The sequence below is a fragment of the Phenylobacterium aquaticum genome (assembly GCF_947378715.1).
In the GTDB taxonomy this organism is placed as follows: Bacteria; Pseudomonadota; Alphaproteobacteria; order Caulobacterales; family Caulobacteraceae; genus Phenylobacterium; species Phenylobacterium aquaticum_A.
This window is the reverse complement of record NZ_CANCLE010000011.1, coordinates 25,231-41,721: the sequence shown is the minus strand read 5'-3', so window position 1 is coordinate 41,721 and position 16,491 is coordinate 25,231. Positions and strand designations below refer to the sequence as shown.

The following is a 16,491-nucleotide window of genomic DNA, read 5'->3' as shown; positions in this document are numbered from 1 at the left end:
GGGCCGCAGGGCGTCCGGGTGGTCGCGCTCGATGATCCGGCGCTCATCCATCTCGCCCCGGCGCTGATCGCCTGGCTGGATGCGCGAGACGCCCTAGCCGTGCTGGTGCGGCCCGACCGCTATGTGTTCGGAACCGGCGCGCCGGAGGCCCTGCTCGACGCCTATGCGGCCCAGCTGGGCCGCGCGGCCGTCACGACATCGTCGGGATGACGAAGGATGCGTCTGTGACGTCGCCCTCGGGCCATCTTGCGGTGACGGTCTTGACCTTGGTGTAGAAGCGGACGCCCTCCATGCCGTGCTGGTTGGCGTCGCCGAAGGCCGAGCGCTTCCAGCCGCCGAAAGAGTGATAGGCCACCGGCACCGGGATCGGCACATTGATGCCGACCATGCCGACATTGACCCGGGCCGCGAACTCGCGGGCGGCGCGGCCGTTGCGGGTGAAGATGGCCACGCCGTTGCCGTACTGGTGGGCGCTGGGCAGGGCCAGGGCCGCCTCGAAGCTTTCGGCCCGGACGATCTGCAGCACGGGGCCGAAGATCTCCTCCTGATAGGTCTTCATCGTGGGCTTCACCTGGTCGAACAGGCTGGGGCCGATGAAGAAGCCCTTCTCATAGCCCTGCATCGAGAAGCCCCGGCCATCGACCACCAGCTCGGCGCCCTCGTCGACCCCCAGCTGGATGTAGTCGCTGATCTTCTGGCGGTGGGCGGCGGTGACCACCGGGCCATAGTGGGCGGCCGGGTCGGTGGAGATCCCCACCTTCAGGCTGTCGATCTCGGCGATCATCCGCTCGCGCAGGGCCTCGGCGGTCTTGGCGCCCACCGGCACCACCACCGGCAGGGCCATGCAGCGCTCGCCGGCCGAGCCGAAGGCCGCGCCGGACAGGTCCTTGACCACCTGGTCGAGGTCGGCGTCAGGCAGGACGACGCCATGGTTCTTGGCCCCGCCCATGGCCTGGACCCGTTTCCCGTTCGCGGTTCCCGTCAGATAGACATAGTGGGCGATGTCCGAGGAGCCGACGAAGCTGACGGCCTTGATGTCCGGGTGCGCCAGGATCGCGTCGACCGAGACCTTGTCGCCGTGCACGACGTTCAGCACGCCCTTCAGGTCCATGCCCAGATTGGCGCCTGCCTCCATGAACAGCTCCCCCAGACGCACCGGCACGCTCGGATCACGCTCCGAGGGCTTGAGGATGAACGTATTGCCGACCGCGATCGCCACCCCGAACATCCACATCGGGATCATGCCGGGGAAGTTGAACGGAGTGATCCCCGCCGCCACGCCCAGGGGCTGGCGCATCGAATAGACATCGATGCCGGGTCCTGCGCCCTCGGTGTATTCCCCCTTCAGCGCATGCGGTATGCCGCAGGCGAACTCGATCACCTCCAGGCCCCGCTGGATGTCGCCCTTGCTATCGGCGACCACCTTGCCGTGCTCGGACGACAGCAGGTTGGCGAGCGCGTCCATGTGCAGCTCGACCAGCCGCTTGAACTCGAACATCACCCGCGCCCGGCGCTGGGGATTGGTCGCGCCCCAGGCCCCTTGCGCCCGCACCGCCGCCTGGACGGCCAGGTCCAGCTCCCCCGCCGTCGCCAGCTGAACCCTCGCCTGGATCTCACCCGTATTGGGATCGAATACGTCGCCGAAGCGACCCGAAGCACCGGCCAACGCCGCGCCGTCGATGAAATGGTGAATCTCGCGCATGGCCACTGCTAACCGCCACGACGCAGGAGAGAAATGGACAATTGTCTGTTTTAGAGCTGCGAAAATGCAGTACTGAGGGTCATGCTCGATTGGGACGATCTCAGGGTGTTCCTGGCCTGCGCCCGCACCGGCTCCTTCAAGGAAGCCGCCCGCCGCCTGGGCCTGGACCCGACCACGGTGGCGCGGCGCGTGCAGAGGCTGGAGGATGAGTTGCGAACCACCCTGGTGGTCCGCTCGACCCGTGGCATGCAGCTGACGGCCGCCGGCGCCGCCCTGAGCGAGGCCAGCCAATCGGTCGAGACCGCGGTCGAGGCGGTGGGCCGCGTCGAAGGCGGCGAAAGCGGCGTGGTTCGGCTGAGCGCCTCCGAAGGCTTCGGCGCCCATGTCCTGGCGCCTGCTGCGCCGGCCCTGATGAACCGCCACCCCGGCCTGCAGCTCGAACTCGTCGCCAATGCGGGCTTCCTGTCGGCCTCCAGCCGCGAGGTCGACATCGCCGTCACCCTCGCCCCGCCGACCTCCTCAAGGCTCTCGGTGGAACGGCTGACCGACTATGGCCTGGGCCTCTACGCCTCGCCCGCCTACCTGGACGCCGCCGGCTGTCCCGCTGGCCTGGACGACCTGCCCGCCCACCAGTTCGTCGGCTATATCGATGACCTGATCTATGCGGGCGAGCTGCGCTATCTAAGCGATGTCCACCCCGCCTTGCAGGTGCGGACCACCAGCTCGTCCATCCGGGCCCAGCTCGAACTCACGCGAGCGGGGGCCGGCCTTTGCGTGCTGCCGCATTTCATGGCCCGCAATTCCGAAGACCTCTGCGGGGTCCTGCCAGACGTCGTCAGTCTCACCCGGACCTTCTGGATCTCCGTGCACCGCGAACTCCAGGCGACCCGCAGAATCCGGCTGGTCCGCGACTGGCTCATCCGAACCGTGACCCAACAGGCGACCTTGCTGCAGCCCGCCCCACAGGGACCGCCACCGGACATGCGCTGAGCGCATGCGGCTTGGCCAGAACGGCGTTGGACGGACGCGGGGGTCCACGCCATCTCTTCAGCATGCCTCTGACCCTCTATGACACCGTTCATTCCGTCTACGCCCGCCGCGTTCGCCTGTTGGCGGCCGAGCTCGACATCCCGATCACCCGGGTGAGCCTCGACTACGGCAAGGGGGACATGAAGACCCCGGCCTATCTCGCCAAGAACCCCGGCGCGCGGGTCCCGGCCCTGGAAGACGGCGACTTCGTGGTCTGGGAATCCCTGGCGATCCTCAACTACCTGGCGTCCCTGCGGCCCGAGCGCGGCATGTCGCCCGATAACGCCAAGGCACGGGCCGTCATCGATCAGTGGGCGGCGTTCTGGCTCTGCCAGCCAGCCGCGGCGATAGGCGCCCTGGCCCAGGAGAAGATCGTCAAGCCGATGCGCGGCCAACCCAGCCACAACGAGACCATCGTCGCGGGCGCCGAGGCCATGCTGGCCCGTGACCTGCCGGTCATCGAGGGCCAGCTGGCGGGCCGGGACTATCTGCTGGGCGATCTGGGAGTCATCGACTTCCTGATGGCGCCGCAGATGGAGGCGCTGCCCCGCCTGGATATCGACTTGGCGGCCTATCCCAACATCGCCGCTTGGCTGACGCGGATCAGCGCCAAACCCTATTGGGCGACGGCCTAGGGCCTCGACGAGGCTTTCGCAATAGTGCGCGGCCCATGAGAAATCCGCGCGTTTCGGCCTCTCAGCGCGCCCGTAGGGTCTTCTCCTCCCCACGTTCAAGGATGCGAAGCATGGCGACCGTCGACCTGCCCACGGGCGAAACCATCTGGTACCGCAAGCTCGGTTCGGGGGCGCCCCTCCTGCAGATCCATGGCTCCGCCTTTGGTCACCGCAATTTCGAGAAGATGACCCCGCTCATGGAGCCGCACTTCGAGGTCATCGACTTCGACCTGCCCGGCTATGGCGAAAGCAAAGGCCTGCCGGCGCCGGATATCGCCGGGATCGCCGACCAGGTGTTCCATTTCATCCGCGCCGCCGGCTACGAGAAGGTCAGCGTCCACGGCACCTCGTTCGGGGCCATGGTCGGCCTGGCGCTCGCCGCCAAGCATCCCGAGGCTGTCGACAAGCTGATCCTCAGCTGTTTCCTGGCCCGCTACGACAACGCCGCCCGCATGATGCGCGCCACCTGGAAACGCGCGGCGCGCGAGATCGGCATGGACGCGGTCGCCGACCTCACCTCGGTGGCCGGCTTCGCCCGCAGCTTCTATGAGCGGCCGGAAGCCGAGGCGCAGTTCGCCTCCATGCGCGAGGCCTTTTGCAAGAACACCCCGGAGGCCTTCATCGCCGGGACCGAGGCGATCGAGCGCACCGACCTGACGCCCTTCGCCCCCATGGTGAAGGCCAAAACCCTGCTGGTCGCCGGCGCCGACGACAACATGACCCCGTTCAACCCCCCGGCCAGCGGCGCGGGCTTTGAGCAGATCCGCAAGATGATGCCCGACGCCCAGCTGATCATCGTGCCCGACTGCGGCCACTACCTGGTGATCGAGCAGCCCCAGGCGGCCTCTGACGCCATCGTCGCCTTCATGGCCGCGCCCTAGGTCACGATGATGCTGCGGCCGGTCGCCCTGACCAGGGCCGCAGCCCGTGGCGGTTCGGGGACCAGCATGCCGCGCTGAACCGCAGGCCGGGCGGAGAGTTCCGCGAACCAACGCTCCAGGTTCGGATAGTCGGCGAGCGTGATCTCGGTCCACTCATGCTGCGCGACCCAAGGGTAGCAGGCGATGTCGGCGATCGAGTAGTCGCCCGCGACAAAGGCCTCGCGACCCAGCTGCAGATCCAGCACCCCGTAGAGCCGGCGGGTCTCTGCCTGGTAGCGACTGATGACCGACGGAATCGTCTCGGGAAAATAGCGCAGGAAGACGTTGGCCTGACCCTGCATGGGCCCCAGGCCGCCCATCTGCCACATCAGCCACTGCAGGGTCTGAGACCGGGCCTTGGGCGCGGCCGGCAAGAGACACCCCGCCTGCTCGGCCAGATAGATCAGGATCGCGCCGGACTCGAAGATGGCGAAGTCATCGGCCGCCCGGTCGACAATGGCTGGGATGCGGCCATTGGGCGAAATCGCCAGGAACCAGGGCTGCTTCTGCTCCTGCTGGCGCAGCGCCAAGGGGTGGGTCTCATAGGCCAGGCCCAGTTCCTCCAGGGCGATGGAGACCTTGCGGCCATTGGGGGTGCTGGCGGTGTAGAGGTCGATCATGGAGGCTCGCCCCGGGTTGGCCCTGGCCGCCAGTCTGACGCCCCCGGCCGCGCCGTGGCGCCCGCCTTGGGCGCACCGGCCGCATAGCGATCACCGCGCGCGCGACGCGATCACCCTGCGCCCGGCTTGGCTAGGCTGGCCCCAGCCACGCCGCCGCAGGCGCGCGCAGGAGGACCATCCCATGCCCAACCGGATCCTCACTCCCGTCCTCGCCACGCCTGAGAGTCTGGCCGGCTATGGCTGGCTGATCGGCGAGCCCGAGGGGCCTGCCCGCGACCGCATCGACTTCTATGGGAAGGAGGTGGTGGTCCATCAGCCGGCGAGGTTTCACGGCAATGACGACCTGACCCTCAACCTCGTCACCTTCGCCCGGCGGCCCCTGGAGGTGAAGTGGATGGAGTATCACGCCAAGCACACCCAGACCTTCATCCCGCTGGGCGGGCGGCCGTTCTGGATGGTGCTGGGCAAGCCGACCCGGCTGGGCGCCGATGGCGTCATCGACGAGACCCGGGAAGCCCTTCCGGATCCGGACAATGTCCAGGCCTTCTATTTCGACGGCTCCGGCGGCTTGGTCATGGATGTGGGCGTCTGGCACGAGGTGCCCTTCCCTGCCGAAGCGGGCGCCAACTTCGTCGTCATCTGCACCAACGAGACCAACGACAACCTGGAGGCCCAGGGCGCCGACGGTGAATGCGATGGCGGCGACCTGGACAAGAAGAACATGACCAAGCGCCTGGGCTACACCTTCGAAATCCGGCCCTGACCGCTCAGTGCGCGGGAGCTGGCGTGTCGGTCGCCGGGGCCACTGGCGGAGTGGGGGCGATCGACAGGGTGACATAGCCGCAGGGGCCGCTGCGGCCGCCATGCCCGGTCTTGGACGCCTGGTCCTCGAAGACCGCCAGAACGCCCGGCGCGATCTCACGCTCCTCGCCATTGGGCAGGGTGACGAAGGATGATCCCGCCAGGCCCAGGAACATGCCGGGTCCGCCCGGACGCGCTGGCCAGGCCTGATCGGCGGGGCCTGAGACCAGGCTGACCTTGGGCGACGGCCCGAAGATGTTCTGGGCTACCAGCTTGTCGGTCTTGAAGAAGGGATGGGTCACGCCGCGCGTGACCTTGTCCTCGAAGTGGCTCTCGCCGTCGGCGCCGGTATAGACGCGAATGGTCCTGATCACCTCGACGCCCGCGGGAAACAGCGGCGGGGTCGGCGCGTCGCACCGTGCGGCCGCCTGGGCCGCCGACAGGGCCGCCAGGCTCGACGCCACGCCCAGAACCATCGCCTTCAATCGCGCCATGTCCGCCCCCACCCTTGATGGACGCAGCCTGGGCTGGGCGGCCCCGGGTCCGCCAACGGGAAAAGCGCATCGCCCCATGCGGCCTGTGCATACCGACAGCGGGAAAACGTCCGCCATCCGGTCGGCGACGGTCGGCGCATTGCCTCGGGGTCCCCGCCACCCGATGCTCGGCGGAGCCGAGGGGATCGCCGACCATGACACGCGGGGCAGAGTTGCGCGCCAACTGGCGGCTGGTGGTGGCCGGCGCCCTGGGCTTCGGCTTCGGCCTGTCAGGCCTGCCATTCTACACCTTCGGGGTCTTTGTCGAGCCGCTCAGCCACGCCTTCGGCTGGAAGATCGCTGCGATCCAGGCCGGACTGACGGTCTCCTATCTGACCACCATGCTGCTGCTGCCGACCATCGGCGGCCTGGTCGACCGGCTGGGACCACGACGGGTGGCCCTCACCTCGGTCTGCCTGTTCAGCCTGGCCTTCATGCTGCTGGCCGTTCAGACCGGCAGCCTGTGGCAGTTCTATCTGACCTGGTTCCTGATCGCGCTCAGCGGCACCGGAACCCTGGCCGTCACCTGGAGCCGGGTGACCAACGGGGCGTTCAAGTCCGCGCGCGGTCTGGCGCTTGGGCTCGCCCTGTTGGGCAGCGGCGTCATGGGCGTGGTCGGCCCGCCGGTCGCGGCCGCCCTGGTCGCCGCCCTGGGATGGCGGGCGGCCTATGCGATACTGGGCCTGTCGCCCCTGCTGATCGCCTTCCCGGTCATCCATGCGTTCCTGCGGCCGGTTCACACCGCAGGAACGGCGACAGTGGCGCAAGCCGAGGGACTGACCCTGGCCCAGGCCCTGCGCACCCCACAGCTGTGGATCATCGGGGTGTCGTTCCTGTTCATCGCTGGTGGCGTGGCCGGCCTGATCCCCAACCTGATCAAGATCCAGACCAGCGCCGGCGGCAGCCGCGCGACCGCGACCTTCGCCGCCAGCCTGGTGGGGGTGTTCGTGATCCTGGGCCGCGTGAGTTGCGGGGCCTTGATGGACCGGGTCTGGGCGCCGGTCGTGGCCGCGATCTATCTGTGCCTGCCGGCCGGGGCCTGCCTGCTGCTCACCCAACCCGGCCTCGGCCCTGGCGGCTCGGCCCTGGCGGCCGCCTGCATAGGCCTGGCGGCGGGCGCGGAAATGGACCTGCTGCCCTATCTGGTCAGCCGCTATTTCGGCCTGGGCCGGTTCGGCGCGATCCTCGGCTTCGCCAGCGCCTTTTTCTATCTCGGCGCCAGCGCCGGCGGCCTGAGCCTCGGCGCGGTCTATGACATCACCGGCAGCTACCGGCCGGCCCTGATGACCTGCGCGGTGCTGTTCCTGATCAGTGTCGGAGGCCTGTTGGCGCTGGGCCCCTATCCAAACCTGCCCCGCCTGGCGGAAGAGCCGGCGCCCGTCGACCTGTGACCGGCGCGCATAGCAGCATGAGGAAGAGTGTCTGTCGCCCGCGCGCGTCGTGACTATGCTGCGGAGACCTCGCCCAGCGATGCGAAAGGTCCCCATGCCGCACCCGAACGATCTGCTCATCGATGGTCCGATTGGCCGCCTCTCGGTTCGCACCAAGGGGCTTGAGCCGCGCCCACGACAGGTGGTGGTCCTGGTCCAGGGTTCGAACCTGACCGGCCAGTCGATGTTCGATTTCAGCTTCCCGGGTGGCGAGGACTATTCGGTGATGGACGCCCTGGTCGCCGAGGGCTTCGGGGCGATCGCCTTCGCCATTCGCGGCTATGGCCGGTCAGATCCGCCGGAGGACGGCTTCTCGGTCACCACCGAGACCGCCATGGAGGACCTGGATGCGGTCATCGCCTGGACGACGGCTCAGGGCTGGCCCAAGCCCCACGTCCTGGCCTTCTCCTGGGGCGGGCGCATCGCCGGCCGCTGGGCAGAGACCCATGGCGGCCGCATCGGCCGGCTGGTGCTCTATGATCCGGCGCGCGGCGGCGGCAATGTCATCCTGCCCGCCCCCACCGAGCCCTGGTGGACCAACACCAGGGAACATTACGCCGAAAAGCTGGAGCCGGAATTCACCTCGGCGGAGCTGCGCAACGCCCTGGGCGACCACGTGGTGGGCTACGAGTCCCGGTCGCCCAACGGCATTCGCCTGGAGAACGCAACGCCGGTGACGCCGATCAATCCGGCGAAGATCACCAATCCAACCCTGCTGATCTATGGGGTCGAGGCCGCCAAGGCGACCTACATGAAGGGCGGGCTGGAGCGCGCCGAGTTCTTCGAGCAGCTGGCCAGCGACGACAAGGCGTTCGTGATCCTGCCGGGCGGCGGCGACTTCATCCACTTCCAGCAGGGACGCCACAGGTTCTTCAAGGCGGTGGCCGAGTTCCTGCGGGCCGGTTGAACTGAGCCTATTCGCTCATCTCGCGCTCGATGATCGCCAGCGCCTGCTGGGCCTGGGTCGAGAGCGTCGGGGTCTTGGCCAGAGCCAGGGCCTTGAGGATCAGGGCGGGCTTCTCGCCGCTCGACCAGACCACGTCGCGCACCGCCTTGCTGATCTCGAAGACCACATATTGCGAGGGTTGGCCGCTGTTGTTGGCCATGGTCTCGGCGTCATGGATCGCGCCATCGACCGATTGGGCCAACACCTGCTCGCGCGGCGCCTGAGCGCTGGCCGGCGCAACCGCCAGCAGGCTCGAGGCCAACAGCACGCCCCAGATCCAGTTCGGTCGCAGCATTTGGGCCTCCAGCTTTCGTCGACGATCTGGCGCTGAATTCTCTGCGTGAGCGAGTGAGTTTCGGTCACACCGGGATGACAGGAATGCATTCCCTTGCGCGCCCTCGGCCCCGCTAGTGTCGCGGTCTCGCACCTGCGGAGTGACACCATGCGGCGACTGTGCGCGGCCCTTGGCCTGATCCTGATCTTCGCCGCCGCCTCGGGCGCCCGGGCCGCCGAGCCGACCGACACCGGCGCGCGCGAGGAACAGGTCCGCTGCGAGAGCCTGGCCGGCGGGCGTTTCACCAATCTGCCCAGCGCGCCCACCTGGGTGGTCAAGGCGACCTACAAGGCCGCCACCGCCAAGACCCGGGCCTATTGCGCCGTCGAAGGCTATGTGAACCCGACCGTCAATTTCGGCCTGTGGCTGCCGGCCTCCAACTGGAACGGCAAGTACATCGTTCGTGGCTGCGGCGGCTCCTGCGGCATGGTGGTGATGGATCTCGCCTGCCCGCAGCATCTGCGCGAAGGCTATGCCTGTCTGCACACCGACATGGGCCACCGCTCCACCCTGTCGGACAACAACTGGGCCGCCGACAACCTGCAGGGCATGGTCGATTTCGGCTATCGCGCGACCCATGTGGCCACGGTCGCCGGCAAGGCCATCGCCTCGGCCTATTACGGGGCCGACCCAAAGATCTCCTACTATTTCGGCTGTTCCACCGGCGGCCGTCAGGGGCTGGTGGAGGCCCAGCGCTTCGCCGACGACTTCGACGCCATGGTGATCATCGCCGCCGCCCCTGGATCGTCCGGCGACTATCAGAAGGCGCGCGACAGGATGGCGACCCTGAACCTCCGTGCCGACGGAACCTCGATCCTGGGCGCCCGCGACGCCTATCTGCTGCACCAGGGCGTGCTGGCCGCCTGTGACATGAACGACGGGGTGCGCGACGGTCTGGTCGGCGACCCGCGCCTGTGCCGCTTCGATCCCCTGGTGCTTCAATGCGTCAAGGGCCAGGCCGCCGACTGCCTGACGCCCGAGAAGGTCCTCGCCGCCCGCGCGGTCTACGCCTTCGGCGCCCTGCCCGGGACCGAGCGCGACTGGATGGGCAAGTACATCAAGAACCCGCCGATCAATGGCGTCGTTCCGCCGGCGAGCTACAGCCAGTCGCGCGGCGATCCCGTGGTGATCGACAGCCTGAACGACGCCTCCAATCCGGACCTGCGCCGCTTCAAGGCCCATGGCGGCAAGCTGATCGCCGTCCAGGGCTGGGACGATCCGCAGATCGATCCGACCCGGCTGATCGACTATTACGAGGTGGTGACCAACACCATGGGCGGCCCGGCGACAACGCGGGACTTCTTCCGCCTGTTCATGGTGCCGGGCATGGAGCATTGCTCGACCGGCTCGGGCGCCTACGCCATCGACTATATGGGCGCGATCACCGCCTGGTTCGAAAAGGGCCTGGCGCCGGACAAGCTCGTCGGCGTTCACCCAAAGCCCGGCGCGCCGCTCGATTTCTTCAACATCGACCTGCCCTATCTGGACAAGGCCTTCTACGCCTTCAGCCGGCCGCACTTCGCCTATCCCAAGCGGGCGGTCTATTCCGGCAAGGGCGACCCCAATCTGGAGTCCAGCTTTGTCGCCCGCTGACCTCGACGACGACTATCAGAGGGCCGGCTTCGGCGGCCGGCTGGCCTTCGGCAAGCGCCCCGTCCTGCTGGTGATCGACGTGGTCCGCGCCTATCTCGACAAGGCCTCGCCGCTCTATGCGGGGGTCGAGGATGCGCTCGCTTCCATGGCCCGGCTGGTGGCCGCCGCGCGCATCGCCGCCGTGCCGGTGATCTATACCCAGGTGGTCTACCAACCCGGCGGCGCCGACGGGGGGATCTTCTATCGCAAGGTCCCGGCGCTCAGCGCCTATGTGGTCGGCAGCCCGATGGGCGAGATCGCCCCAGAGGTCGCGCCCCTAGCCGGTGAGGTGATCGTCACCAAGCAATATGCCTCGGCCTTCTTCGGCACCTCCCTGGCCGCCACCCTGACCAGCCTGGGGATCGACACGGTCATGATGGGCGGCTTCTCGACCTCCGGCTGCGTGCGGGCCTCGGCGCTCGACGCCATGCAGCATGGCTTCATCCCCTATGTCGTGCGCGACGCCTGCGGCGACCGCGACAGCCGCCCGCACGAGGCCAATCTCTTCGACCTCCAGGCCAAATACGCCGAGGTGGTCGGCGAGGCCGAGGCTCTGGCGCTGCTGGCTGCGCGATCCGCATAGAGGTCGGACGAAGCCGCATTTTCCGCCGAGGCCCGCGCCTGCCAGAGTTCCCGTGACGATCCACGTCCGGGGGCGAACTTCCATGTCGCGACAAGGCTTCTGGCCGTTGATCGGCCTGACCCTGCTGATGGCGCTGTCGTTCAGCCGACCCGCCGTTGCGGCCCCGACCGTCACTCCAGGAGCGGTGATCGAGGCGGGCCGTTGCGAGGGCCTGACCGGCGGCCGCTTCACCGGCCTGCCCGGCGCCGCGACCTGGGTGATCAAGGCGACCTATCGCCCGGCCACGGCCCAGGCCCGCGCCGCCTGCGCCGTGGACGCCTATGTGAACCCGACCATCAATATCGGCCTGCTGCTGCCGGCGTCGGACTGGAACGGCAAGTTCGTGGTGCGCGGTTGTGGCGGCTCGTGCGGCTCGGTCTGGCTCGATCCGGCCTGCGGAAAACATCTGCGGGACGGCTATGCCTGCCTGCACACCGACATGGGCCACAGGTCCGACCAGATCGACAACAACTGGGTCGCCGGAAATCTCCAGGGTCTGGTCGACTTCGGCTATCGCGCCACCCATGTGGCGACCGTGGCCGGCAAGGCGATCGTCGAGGCCTATTACGGGACCGGCCCGATCAAGTCCTACTTCTTCGCCTGCTCCACCGGCGGGCGCCAGGCGATGATCGAGGCGGAGCGGTTCCCCACCGACTTCGACGGCATTGTCGCGGTGGCCCCGGTCAATATCGGCCCCTTCGGCGTCTCCAACTATGTGGCGCCGGGCGAGATGAACCAGGACGCCCAGGGCCGCCCGCTGCTCACCGATCTGCACGTCCCGATGATCTACAAGGCGGTCATGGCCCAGTGCGACCTCAAGGACGGGGTCGCCGACGGTCTGGTCGATCCCCGCGACTGCCAGTTCGATCCGGTCCGCCTGGTCTGCAAGCCGGGCCAGACCGCCGGGCCGCGCACCTGCCTGACGCCCGAACAGGCTGATCTGGTGCGCCGCTTCTACGCCCGCGGCGCCTTCGCCGGGTCGGAGCTCAACTGGATCAACAACTTCACCCGCCAACCCGGGCCGCCCGTGGAGTTCGCCCAGTCCCGGGGCGACCCGGCCGTGATCGAGACCCTGAACAACGCCGGCAATCCGGACCTGCGTGGCTTCAAGGCCCACGGCGGCAAGCTGATCCTCGCGCACGGGACCACAGACCTGATCGTCCTGCCGGGTCTGACCCTGGACTATTACCAGATGGCCGAGCGGACCATGGGCGGGCCCGAGACCACCCGCGACTTCTTCCGCTTCTTCCTGATCCCCGGCATGGACCATTGCAGTGGCGGTGACGGCGCCTGGGGCGTGAACTATCTGGCCGCCCTGGATCGCTGGGCGGACAAGGGCCAGGCGCCGGACCGGTTGGTGGGCGTCCATCCCAAGCCGGGCGTCGAGCTCGACTATTTCGGCGTCGACGCCGATCGGCTGACGCCGGACCAGATCGCTTTCAGCCGCCCCTACTACCCCTATCCGCTCAAGGCCTATTATGCCGGCAAGGGCGATCCCAACAGCGCCGCCAGCTTCAGGCCCGGCCTGATCCCCCTGGGCAAAATCGCCAGGCTGTCCCCCGACGACCTGCCACCGGCCGACGCTGACGCCTTGTTCAAGCGCCTGACCACGATCGCCACCTCGACGGAGAACGTCTATGTCGCCATCGGCCTGCCGCCCAAGAACGTCACCGACCGGATCGCCAAGGGTCTGCGCCGGGTGGTCTATCAGACCCGTCTGTCGCCCCAGGACATCAGCCAGACCCTTGTCCGGATGCAGGCCGCCGGCCCCACGCCCATCGCCCGGCCGGCGCTGGACTCCATCCAGGCCGAATACCCGCCGACCTGACCCTGCTTGCGGAAACCGCATGGGAAGGCGCGCAACCGGAACTACCCAGGGCGACGCGGGACGATCAGGCTTGGGGCGTCGCCGCGCCGAGTGGGCGCGCGCCTGAAAGGCCCACGCCATGATCACCCTGTTCACCGCCCCGACCGGCAACGGCCATCGCGCCTCGATCATGCTGGAGGAGGTCGGCCTCCCCTATGAAGCGCGGCGGGTCAATTTCACCGAAGGCGAACATCTGAAACCGGAATTCCTGGCGATCAATCCGGCTGGCAAGATTCCGGCGATCATCGATCCGGATGCGCCGGGGGGTCCGCTGGCCGTGGCCGAGACCCTGGCGATCGCGGTCTATCTGGCGGAGAAGACCGGCAAGCTCATTCCCACCGACCTGGCCGGTCGCTCACGCGCCCTGCAGTGGGGCGCGGCCCTCGTGTCGGGACCGAGCGCCGTCTACACCTCGATGTTCTTCGCCCGCCAGCTCGGCGAGGAGCAGCACGCCCCCTACATGGACAAGTGCCGAGCGGACATCACCCGCTTCTTCACGGCCATGGACAAGACCCTGGGCGAGAGCCGCTATCTGGCCGGCGACAGCTACAGCTATGCCGACGTGCTGGCGATCACCCTGGTGATCGGCACGGCGACCGTCTTCAACACCGACCTGACCGGCTTCGCCAATGTCGCCCGCTGGCGCGACGAGGTCGCCGCCCGCCCGGCGGTGATCGCCGGCCGCCTGGTTCCGGCGGCGTGAGGGCGGCCCGATGACTGACGCAACCCCGCATCGCCGTGACCTGCTGGCCCTGACCCTGCTGGCCGCGACCGGCGTCCTGCCCGCGACGGCCGGAGCGGCCGCGGTCGCGGCGGATCACTTCGCCCCGCCCGGAGGCGACGCCGAGGCCCGCCGCATCTGGGCCCGGCTCAACGCCGACCTGTCCGGCCGCACGGTGTTCTTCCACACCCATGGCGCGGTCTGGGGCTTCAAGCCCCAGGCCGACGACCTGCCGCTCGCGGACTTCGCCCGGCGCCACTACGGCTACACCAGCCTGATCGCCCGCAAGGCCCTGAAGGGCGCCGACGGGGCGATCGTCATCCGCCAGAAATCCTGGGTCTTCTATCGTGATCCCGAGACCGACGAGATCACCGACCAGGTCCCCAATCCCTATACCGGGGCGATCGACCACGCCGCGCCCATGTCCGGCCCGGTTGGCGAACGGTCTCTGGCGCCCGGCGCGCCCTCCCCGGGAACACCGGCCTATCCCGTCGAAACCTCAGCGCCCAAGGTCGCCTATGACATGCGCATCCGCCGGATCGGCGGCCGGGCCTGGGTGACCACCTCCAGCTTCACGCGGTTGAAACCGGGCGGCATCGGCTGGTGGAAGCTGGAAGGCGAGCTCGGCAGCTTTGCCTGTCGGGCGGCGGACCTCGACAATCCCAAGCTCACCCACCTGCCCTCCACCTGGTCGCAAAACCTGGTGGCCGAGTGGCAGACCTGGACCGGCATGCACGGCCAGCCGGGCCATATCCTGTTCAAGGGTGACGGCGCCGCTCTGGCCGGACCAGAGGAGATTCCAACCGATCTGATGGCCGCCATCGCGCGCTTCTTTCCCGGCACCTTCGCGCCCGTGGTCGCCTGGGACCGCTGAACGCTGGCCGCATTCCGGTCGGTCCCGGGGCGCGGTTTGACTTGAATCCCCCGCTACCGCTGGCTGCGGCGACAGGTCGGCCGCCCATTCCGGCGACGCCGCCAAGCCGTATGCATAGGATCCCATGGTCGCCAGCCTGACCGACGCGCCGCTCGACGCGGCCGAGGAAAAGACGCGCCGCTTCAAGCAGCTGTTCCCCCTCCTGCTGATGACCATGGGGGTGGCGGCGCTGGATCAGCAGATCGTCAACACCGCCCTGCCGCGCATCTCCGCCGACCTCGGCCAGTTGCAGCATCTGTCCTGGGTGCTCACCGCCTTCATGCTGGCCCAGACCGTGACCATGCCGCTCTATGGCAAGCTCAGCGACCTCTATGGGCGCAAGCGGCTGCTGATCATCTCGATCAGCATCTTCCTGGCCGGTTCGGCGCTTTGCAGCCTGTCGCAGAGCATGGTCCAGCTGATCCTGTTCCGGGCCATCCAGGGCCTGGGCGGCGGCGGGCTGTTCACCCTGGTCAGCGCCATCATCGGCGACTTCCTGTCGCCCCGCGAACGCGGCCGCTATTCCGGCTACACCACCGCCGTCTTCGCGGTCTGCACCATCGCCGGGCCGCTGGCCGGTGGCCTTCTGACGTCGACCCTCGGCTGGCGGGCGGTGTTCTGGATCAATCTGCCCCTGGCGGGCGGGGTGCTGGCCATGCTGATCGCCAAACTGCCCTCTGGCGGAACCCGGGTGTCGCACAAGGTCGACATCCTGGGGGCGGGCCTGGTGGCGGTTGGCGCCGTTCCCCTCCTGCTCGCCCTGAGCTGGGGCGGCGTCGATCACGCCTGGAGCTCGCCTCTGATCCTGGGCCTGCTGACCCTCGCCGTGCTGGCCACGGTGGCCCTGATCGCCCAGGAGCGCCGCGCACCCGAACCGATCCTGGCGCTGGACCTGTTCGAGGACCGCACCATGCGCTGGGGCGGCGCCACCGGCGCCATCATCGGCTTCGCCTATTTCGGCTCGATCGTCTTCCTGCCGCTGTTCTTCCAGGTGGTCGCCGGCTTCAGCCCCACCCAGGCGGGCATGATGATCGTGCCGCAGATCGCCGGCAATCTGATCGCCTCGATCTATGGCGGCCGCCGGATCAGCAATACCGGCCGCTATCGCAACGCCATCGTCGCGGGCGGGATCGGGCTGGCGGCCTTCTTCCTGATCCTCGGAATGCTGGCGCGCCAGGCTGCGCCGATCTGGGCCGTCGAGGTCTGCCTGTTCTTCCTGGGGCTCAGCGGCAACACCTGCATCCTGGCGATCAATCTGGGGGTCCAGAACGCTGTGCCGCTCAAGCGACTGGGCGCCGCGATCTCCTCCACCAGCTTCCTCAACGCCCTGGCGGGCTCGGCCGGCATCGCCATGGCCGGGGCGATCATGAACCGCCGTCTGCAGGCGGCGCTCACCGACCAGGGGGTCGATCCAGACTTCGCCCGCCACGCCATCGGCAAGCTCGCCGCCGGCGCCCATGGCGGCATCGATCCGCACATGCTGGAGCAGGCCTATCGCATGGCGATCTCCTCGGCCTTCCTGGTCAGCGGTCTGGTCGCCGGCCTGGCGATCGTCACCGCCCTGCTCACTCCCGACCACGCCCTGCGCTCCGGCGAGGCGCCGGGAGAGCCCGCCGCCGCGCACTGACCCATCGTTCTATGCGCCCGACGCAAGGCGCGAAGAGAAACGCGAAGTTTCGCCTGACCCGGCCCTCACCCAAGCTCGGCGTCCGAAGATCCGTCCACGGTGCGGGCGGGCGACGATGGG

At 68.4% G+C, this 16,491-nt stretch carries 17 protein-coding genes; 13 read left to right on the top strand and 4 right to left on the bottom strand.

Features of this window, described 5'->3' with window-relative positions:
• Nucleotides 1-210 (top strand): hypothetical protein (locus Q7P21_RS03150; RefSeq protein WP_304175691.1); only part of this gene is annotated, 210 nt, incomplete at its 5' end.
• On the opposite strand, the gene Q7P21_RS03145 is transcribed toward Q7P21_RS03150, so the two are convergent.
• Nucleotides 191-1,702: a CoA-acylating methylmalonate-semialdehyde dehydrogenase gene (locus Q7P21_RS03145; RefSeq protein ID WP_304175689.1), complete on the bottom strand. Its 1,512-nt coding sequence runs from the start codon at nt 1,700-1,702 to the stop codon at nt 191-193. The two genes, Q7P21_RS03150 and Q7P21_RS03145, sit on opposite strands and share 20 nt — an antisense overlap.
• An 81-nt stretch (nt 1,703-1,783) precedes the next feature.
• Here Q7P21_RS03145 and Q7P21_RS03140 point away from each other — a divergent pair, with 81 nt between their 5' ends.
• The 3 genes from Q7P21_RS03140 (at nt 1,784) to Q7P21_RS03130 (ending at nt 4,286) form a co-directional block, all read left to right on the top strand.
• On the top strand, nt 1,784-2,692 hold the full coding sequence (locus Q7P21_RS03140) for a LysR family transcriptional regulator (RefSeq protein ID WP_304164511.1): 909 nt from the start codon (nt 1,784-1,786) through the stop codon (nt 2,690-2,692).
• A 62-nt stretch (nt 2,693-2,754) separates the two neighbouring features.
• Nucleotides 2,755-3,366 (top strand): glutathione S-transferase family protein, encoded by a 612-nt coding sequence (locus Q7P21_RS03135; RefSeq protein ID WP_304175687.1) that lies wholly within the window; start codon nt 2,755-2,757, stop codon nt 3,364-3,366.
• 110 nt (nt 3,367-3,476) lie between these two features.
• The gene (locus Q7P21_RS03130) at nt 3,477-4,286 is read left to right on the top strand and encodes an alpha/beta fold hydrolase (protein ID WP_304164513.1); all 810 of its coding nucleotides are present in this window, start codon (nt 3,477-3,479) and stop codon (nt 4,284-4,286) included.
• Here the strand turns inward: Q7P21_RS03130 and Q7P21_RS03125 are convergent.
• The gene (locus Q7P21_RS03125) at nt 4,283-4,945 is read right to left on the bottom strand and encodes a glutathione S-transferase family protein (RefSeq protein ID WP_304164514.1); all 663 of its coding nucleotides are present in this window, start codon (nt 4,943-4,945) and stop codon (nt 4,283-4,285) included. The genes Q7P21_RS03130 and Q7P21_RS03125 overlap by 4 nt on opposite strands.
• A gap of 181 nt (nt 4,946-5,126) precedes the next feature.
• On the opposite strand from Q7P21_RS03125, the gene Q7P21_RS03120 reads away from it, so the two are divergent.
• A complete protein-coding gene (locus tag Q7P21_RS03120) occupies nt 5,127-5,708 on the top strand; it encodes an ureidoglycolate lyase (protein WP_304164516.1) in 582 nt (193 codons plus the stop codon).
• Nucleotides 5,709-5,712: 4 nt separating this feature from the next.
• Here the strand turns inward: Q7P21_RS03120 and Q7P21_RS03115 are convergent, their stop codons facing one another.
• Nucleotides 5,713-6,240: a hypothetical protein gene (locus Q7P21_RS03115; protein ID WP_304164518.1), complete on the bottom strand. Its 528-nt coding sequence runs from the start codon at nt 6,238-6,240 to the stop codon at nt 5,713-5,715.
• Between the two features lie 194 nt (nt 6,241-6,434).
• Between Q7P21_RS03115 and Q7P21_RS03110 the strand changes: the two genes are divergently transcribed.
• Nucleotides 6,435-7,670, top strand: a complete 1,236-nt coding sequence (locus Q7P21_RS03110; RefSeq protein WP_304175685.1) for an MFS transporter — start codon at nt 6,435-6,437, stop codon at nt 7,668-7,670.
• A gap of 94 nt (nt 7,671-7,764) precedes the next feature.
• Nucleotides 7,765-8,616, top strand: a complete 852-nt coding sequence (locus Q7P21_RS03105) for an alpha/beta hydrolase (protein WP_304164521.1) — start codon at nt 7,765-7,767, stop codon at nt 8,614-8,616.
• A 7-nt stretch (nt 8,617-8,623) separates the two neighbouring features.
• Here Q7P21_RS03105 and Q7P21_RS03100 read toward each other — a convergent pair whose 3' ends face one another.
• Nucleotides 8,624-8,950, bottom strand: a complete 327-nt coding sequence (locus Q7P21_RS03100) for a hypothetical protein (protein WP_304164522.1) — start codon at nt 8,948-8,950, stop codon at nt 8,624-8,626.
• A 147-nt stretch (nt 8,951-9,097) separates the two neighbouring features.
• Here Q7P21_RS03100 and Q7P21_RS03095 point away from each other — a divergent pair, with 147 nt between their 5' ends.
• The 6 genes from Q7P21_RS03095 to Q7P21_RS03070 all read left to right on the top strand — a co-directional run bounded on the left by Q7P21_RS03095 (nt 9,098) and on the right by Q7P21_RS03070 (nt 16,371).
• A complete protein-coding gene (locus Q7P21_RS03095; RefSeq protein ID WP_304164523.1) occupies nt 9,098-10,582 on the top strand; it encodes a tannase/feruloyl esterase family alpha/beta hydrolase in 1,485 nt (494 codons plus the stop codon).
• On the top strand, nt 10,569-11,204 hold the full coding sequence (locus tag Q7P21_RS03090) for an isochorismatase family protein (RefSeq protein WP_304164524.1): 636 nt from the start codon (nt 10,569-10,571) through the stop codon (nt 11,202-11,204). Before Q7P21_RS03095 ends, Q7P21_RS03090 begins: the two co-directional genes overlap by 14 nt.
• Nucleotides 11,205-11,286: 82 nt before the next feature.
• Nucleotides 11,287-13,071 (top strand): tannase/feruloyl esterase family alpha/beta hydrolase, encoded by a 1,785-nt coding sequence (locus Q7P21_RS03085; RefSeq protein ID WP_304175682.1) that lies wholly within the window; start codon nt 11,287-11,289, stop codon nt 13,069-13,071.
• 118 nt (nt 13,072-13,189) lie between these two features.
• Nucleotides 13,190-13,813 (top strand): glutathione S-transferase family protein, encoded by a 624-nt coding sequence (locus Q7P21_RS03080; protein ID WP_304164527.1) that lies wholly within the window; start codon nt 13,190-13,192, stop codon nt 13,811-13,813.
• A 10-nt stretch (nt 13,814-13,823) separates the two neighbouring features.
• Complete coding sequence (locus tag Q7P21_RS03075) at nt 13,824-14,705, top strand: hypothetical protein (protein ID WP_304164529.1); 882 nt, start codon at nt 13,824-13,826, stop codon at nt 14,703-14,705.
• Nucleotides 14,706-14,829: 124 nt separating this feature from the next.
• Nucleotides 14,830-16,371 carry an MDR family MFS transporter gene (locus tag Q7P21_RS03070; protein WP_304164531.1) on the top strand — a complete coding sequence of 514 codons (1,542 nt, stop codon included), beginning with the start codon at nt 14,830-14,832 and terminating at the stop codon, nt 16,369-16,371.
• The last annotated feature ends 120 nt before the right edge of the window (nt 16,372-16,491 follow it).